The organism is Bartonella sp. AD328YNZD (assembly GCF_042196425.1).
In genome coordinates this window covers 1-5,912 of record NZ_JBHIQG010000142.1, presented here as the reverse complement: position 1 = coordinate 5,912, position 5,912 = coordinate 1, and the positions used below count along the sequence as shown (strand labels likewise).

Annotated in this window: 1 protein-coding gene and 1 pseudogene; both read left to right on the top strand. The window is 38.1% G+C overall.

Features of this window, described 5'->3' with window-relative positions:
• A partial coding sequence (locus ACFIO3_RS07465; RefSeq protein ID WP_375704265.1) for a YadA-like family protein occupies positions 1–1,677 on the top strand: 1,677 nt, incomplete at its 5' end.
• A 1,125-nt stretch (positions 1,678–2,802) separates the two neighbouring features.
• Positions 2,803–5,912 (top strand): annotated as a pseudogene (locus ACFIO3_RS07460) (hypothetical protein); the annotation flags it as partial.

The following is a 5,912-nucleotide window of genomic DNA, read 5'->3' as shown; positions in this document are numbered from 1 at the left end:
AATGTTGCAGATGCCTTTACAGGCGTAAATAGTTCTTTCACGAATCTTGATAAAAAGATTGAGAATATAGTCATTAATGGGACAGGTGATGATCTTGTTAAGCAAGATGCAGGTGGATTTATTACCATTGGTGGAAAAGTGAGTGGAACGAGGGTAAGTATTGCGAACGTTAATAATGCAGCACGGACTCTTTCAGGTGTTAATGCTGGTTCTATTACAGCAACATCGACTGATGCAATCAATGGTTCTCAAGCTTATGCTATGAGCAATGTAATTGCTAGCTATTTCAGTGGTAAAGCTGGATATGATGCAGATGGAAACTGGAATGCTCCTACTTTTACAGTTAAGGTCTTTGATAAGAATGGTAATGGAGCTGAAAAGAGCTATTATAATGTTGCAGATGCCTTTACAGGCGTAAATAGTTCTTTCACGAATCTTGATAAAAAGATTGAAAATATAGTCATTAATTCGGCAGGGAATAACCTTGTTAAGCAAAATAGCGCTGGACTTATTACGATTGGTGGAAATGAAGCTGGTAATAGAATAGATATTGCAAACAGTGTAAATGCTCCACGAATTCTCTCTGGGATTAGGGGTGGTGCATTTACAGCAACATCGACCGAAGCAGTAAATGGTGGCCAGCTTTATTTTATGGCTCAGGCATTTGCGAGTTATTTCGGCGGTGGTGCTGGATATGATGACGCTGGAACGTGGAATGATCCTACTTTTATAGTTAAAACCTTTGATAAGGATGGTAATGAGACTCAGAAAAGCTATAAGAACGTTGCAGATGCATTGACAGGTGTTAATAGTGCTTTCACAAATTTGAATCATCGGATTATTGAGATAAAAAATAACGCTCCTATTGTTGAAAAACCTGTAATTGGAAGAGGTGGTTCGGATACTATTACAGCCGGCTTTCCTTTTATGAGAAGCGCACGTCTTCTAAGAAGCTTACCTCTTGTCATAGATGAGGCGGAAAATTCTATGGATGAGGAAGATAATTCAACCGCGGTAACTGTTTCTCCTAGTGAAATTTTAGAAAAGTCAACTTATGAGGGGAGTGACGGACAGCTCCAGCAGATGAAAGAGAGGGTAACAAATGTTGAGAGCAGGGTAACAAACGTTGAAAAAAAGGTGGATATTGCGGTTGGCTATGATACCGATGATAGCGGAAAGAAAACCAATAGCATCACTCTAAAAGGTGTTAATGACAGCGACCCTGTCTTGATAGACAACGTAGGGGATGGTAAAATTAAGAAAGGTTCTAAGGAAGCTGTTAATGGTGGTCAATTGCATGATTATACTGAAGGGCAGATGAAGATAGTTCTTAATGATGCGAACAAATATACGGTTGATCAAGTCAGTAAAGGTGTTAACGAGGCGAAGTCCTATACCGATAGGAAGTTTGAAGCATTAAGTTATGATATTACGAATGTGCGCAAAGAGGCAAGGCAAGCAGCAGCGATTGGTTTGGCGGTGTCTAATTTACGTTACTTCGATGATCCAGGATCTTTGAGTGTTTCATTTGGTGGCGGTTTGTGGCGTGGTCAGTCTGCTTTTGCTATTGGTGCGGGTTATACATCTGAAGATGGTAAGATTCGTTCTAATCTATCAGCTACCAGTGCTGGTGGCCAGTGGGGAGTAGGTGGCGGAATAACTCTAAAATTAAAATAACAGCAGATAATGCGAAAAACTGCAATTTAACTGAATTTTCGCCCTTGTCTTATTAGGCAAGGGCGAATTTATATTATCAGAGTAATACACTTAATATTCTATAGGAATAATTTTAGTGAGATTGAATTGAGTAAAAAATGAAGCGCTTTAACAAAAATTTTACAAATGCAGAGTAATATTATCATATAAATTGATAGAGCGCATAATTACACAGTATTTTAAAACTGTACGTTTTATAATTTCATTAATAGAAAATATCCATTGGGGGGATATGCTTAAAGAAACAAAAAAATCTCACTTTTTACTATTTTAATTATTTTCTCTGTACACAGCAGTGGCAATGAAAGTAAGACTCATTTTGGACAAAACAGAGATACATCAAATTGACTGTAAAACAGAACCTCTACATAAGTCTATACGCGTAAAAGTTATGAATTTTTATTATAGGGAATTTTACGATTACATAAATCAGAAAGACTCATTCTGTAAAAATAATTAAATTCATTTTCTTCTTGCTATTTTGTTCGAAAGTCTATAAGACTCATTCTGGAACAAACAGAACAAAAAAATTCTCGCAAAGGGAGGTGCGGAAAGTTATGAAAGAATCACATGATTATTGTCATTTTTCTTTAAAACCCTTCAAGAAAAATGACTCAAGAAATCAAGAAACAAATCACTTGTTCTTGTGATAAAACCACAATAATCCTATACAAGTTTTACCTGAACTTATCACGGGGTCTAAATGACCTAAACCTTTCACTCATAAATATTCATTGTCCATTAAGCATACAAAACGAACTCTTTTATTTCAAATAACTATAAATCACACATCTAACAGTAGCGTACGAATATGTCCCTTTCATTCTCTATTCTTACCCACAAATTCAGAAATTACTACAAACAAACAACTTGCTTAAAGGCAGAATAAACCAAAACCTTACTAACCAAACTATTAATCAACGTTAATCGCAACACCACTGGAGCTCTAATCTGCTCCTTTCAATCTTTTCGAAAAACTTAAGCTTTATAAAGAACAGACGAAAAACAAATCTTCAAATCACTCTTAGTGCTGAAATGTGTCTTTTTAATGTTCTTGATATGTTTTTCTTACTTGGAGAATTTATTATGAAAAAATTATGTACCACATCAAAGGCGCCAGTGGTGAATGGTTTTAAAAATTCTTGCTTGTTTTATCAATTACTGTTTATTACAGCGTTTTTAGTGGCTTCAGTGATTATCTTTTTATCAAATGTTTCTCCTGTTTCTGCTAATACTTCGATTTTTAATAACATATCAAACGATTTTAGTGGTGATGCAAATGTACTTAAAGGTATTCCCCCGGCCTATGTAGTTGGCAGTAAAGTGTATGGAGATGTTGACTCTGCATTTATAGAGAGTGAAGATACCTTAAAAAACTTAAGTTCTGATATTAAATTTCAGACTAAAGATGCTTTTGATACTGCATTTGCGGGAAGTGAAGATTATAAGAATGTAACGGATGCATTTTCTGGCACTAATAGTGCTTTGGCAGCTTTAAATCATCAGCTTGTTGAGATAAAGGAACCCTCTACTATTGGGGAAAAACAAAATAATCCATTTCACGGTGATGATCTGCATAAAAATACAGACAGCTTTTCTCTTATGAGAAGCTTACCTCGTGCACTAGATCGCGAGGTTGAGATGACTAAGTTATCGATTGCTCCTAACTCACCATTAACTCGAATATCTATTCTGAATAGTGAGGGTAAACCTCGGACTCTTTTGGATGTTTCTCCTGGTGAGCTTTCAGCAAATTCAACCGATGCTGTAAATGGTTCCCAGCTTTATGAATTAACGAGAGGTGTGAACGTTAATACTGCTAACGTTTTTTTTAAAGATCCTATAGCTAATACGGAAAATTCAATTGCTATTGGCAACAATGCGCGCGTTGTAGATAAAGATGCGTATGGTGCAATTGTTATTGGTCAAAATGCATCAATAGTGAAAGGAGATTTTGCGCAAAGTGAGTCGGCGATTGCCTTAGGTTCAAATGCTAAAGTTAGTGGGGATTCTTCGATTGGTATTGGTCGAGGTGCAAGCGTCAACGGAAGTGGGGGGCTTGCTGTTGGTGAGAACGCAGAAGTTTACGGTAACAGTGCGGTTGCACTTGGGCGGAGTGCACATACCAACGGCGACTATGCGTTAGCATTTGGTGAGAACGCAGATGCCAACGGCGACAGTGCGTTGGCATTTGGTCGGCAAGCAAAAGCATCAGTTGACGGAGGAATTGCCTTAGGTGAATACTCTCTGGCTAATGTTAAAGCTGGTGTTGCGGGTTATAACCCTAGTATTAGAAAGAACTCAGATAAACAGGATAACGTATGGAAAGCTACTAATGGTGCACTCAGTATTGGCAATTTTGAGAAAGGTCAGACCAGACAGATTATAAATGTTGCTGCAGGTACGAACGACACTGATGCCGTGAATGTTGCGCAGCTAAAAGCTCTACAAGACACTGTAAACTCAAATTGGGATCTTTCTGTTAATGGTAAAAATAAAACGAGTGTTAATTCAACCAGCCCAATGGATTTGGCAGCTGGAAGTACAAATCTCACGGTCACAAAAGGTGATAAAGACAATAAAGTGAAATTTGATCTAGCTAGGTCCATTATAGTTGATAAAATACAAATAGGAGACAGCACCTTAGACGCAACAGGCTTAGTGATTGCCAATGGTCCAAAAGTGACGACTTCCGGTATAAATGCTGGTGGTAAAAAGATTCAGGCAGTTGAAAATGGTAGCATTACAGCAGCCTCAACTGATGCCATAAATGGTTCTCAGCTTTATATCCTAGGGAGCAGTGTTGCAAAATCTTTAGGTGGTAATGCTAAGTATGAGAATGGCACGTGGACTGCTCCTATATTCAAAGTTAAGCAGTTCAATTCTGATGGTGACGTTATTGACTCGGCTTATGACAGTGTCGCATCTGCCTTTGCCGGTGTTGGTGATTCCATCACGAATATTAAGAATGAGATTACAAAAGAAATTGCTGGTGAAAAAAGTGATTCTTTAATTTGGAGCAAAACGGCGAATGCCTTTGTAGCGACACATGGTGAGGAGAATACAAGTAGCAAGATTACGTCTCTTAAAAATGGAGACATTACAGCAACCTCAACTGATGCCATAAATGGTTCTCAGCTTCATACCCTAGGAAGCAGTGTTGCAAAATCTTTGGGCGGTAATGCTAAGTATGAAAATGGCGCATGGACAGTACCTACATTCAAGGTTAAAAAATTTGCATCTGATGGTAGTGTTTCTGACTCGACTTATGGCGATGTTGCATCTGCCTTTGCCGGTGTTGGTGTTTCATTCGAGAATGTTAAAGATAAATTTAATAATATTAAGGATGAAATTAGCAAAGAGATTGAAAAGGACATTACGGCTGCTAAAAATGACGCTTTGTTGTGGGATAAGTCCAAAGGTTCTTTTGTAGCGATACATGGAGACAAGAAAGAAAACAGCAAGATTACATCTCTCCAAAATGGAGATATTTCTGCTATTTCAACGGATGCTGTAACGGGTAATCAGCTTCATACCCTAGGTGATAAAGTTGCAAAATCTTTAGGTGGTAACGCTAAATATGAGAATGGCACATGGACAGCTCCTACATTCAAGGTTAAAATAATCAATTCTGAAGGCCATGATGAAGAGAAAAGCTATGGTAATGTAGCGGAAGCGTTTTCCGGTGTAGGTAGCTCTTTTACGAATATTAAGAATGAAATAGGCAAAGACATTGCCGATGTGAAAAGTGATTCCTTGAACTGGAGCAAAACGGCGAATGCCTTTGTTGCAACGCATGGATCAGGGGACGCGAAAGCAAATAGCAAGCTTACATCTCTATTAGATGGGGACATTAAATCTGGCTCGACGGATGCAGTGACGGGTAACCAGCTTCATAAATTGGGCGATCAGGTAGCAACATATTTTGGTGGTAATGCTAAGTATGAAAATGGCACATGGACAGCCCCTACATTCACGATTAAGAGCGTGAAAGAAGATGGCAATACAGAAGATAAAGAGTATCATGATGTAACCACAGCCTTTTCTGGTGTAAGTACTTCTTTCAGCAATGTGAATAATTCCATCACGAATATTAAGAATGAAATAGGCAAAGACATTGCTGATGTGAAAAGTGATTCCTTGTTGTGGAGTGAAACGGCTAAAGCCTTTGTTGCAACGCATGGATCAGGTGAAGC